Source organism: Tritonibacter sp. SIMBA_163 (assembly GCF_046535935.1).
Taxonomy (GTDB): Bacteria; Pseudomonadota; Alphaproteobacteria; order Rhodobacterales; family Rhodobacteraceae; genus Epibacterium; species Epibacterium scottomollicae.
Genome location: NZ_JAWJBP010000532.1, coordinates 1 through 267, shown reverse-complemented (window position 1 = coordinate 267; position 267 = coordinate 1). Strand labels below are relative to the sequence as shown.

Sequence of the window (267 nt, the reverse complement as noted above, 5' to 3'; positions counted from 1 at the left end):
AAGCTTTCCAGGTGGTCTTCTGGTCTGTCATGCGCTCCATAGCTCTGAAAACGCTCGCGGATCTCATCTTCGTGGTCGGAAATCAGCGGCAGGGTGTCACTACCCACCAGGGATTTTACCTCGGCTAGCTGGTTCAGCAGTCCGCTGTGCTGTTTGATAAATGCCGAGGCCTGCCGGGGACCAAGCTCGCGCAGGTGGGCGTGCAGAGATTTAGGCTCCACGCCCCAGCTCTGCTGCAGTTCGTCCAGCTTCTGCTTCAATGCCGGG

General features: G+C 58.4%; 1 protein-coding gene. It reads right to left on the bottom strand.

All coding sequences use genetic code 11. From position 1 onward, the window contains the following. On the bottom strand, positions 1-267 hold a 267-nt coding region (locus tag R0J92_RS23410), incomplete at both ends, for a hypothetical protein (protein WP_411053438.1).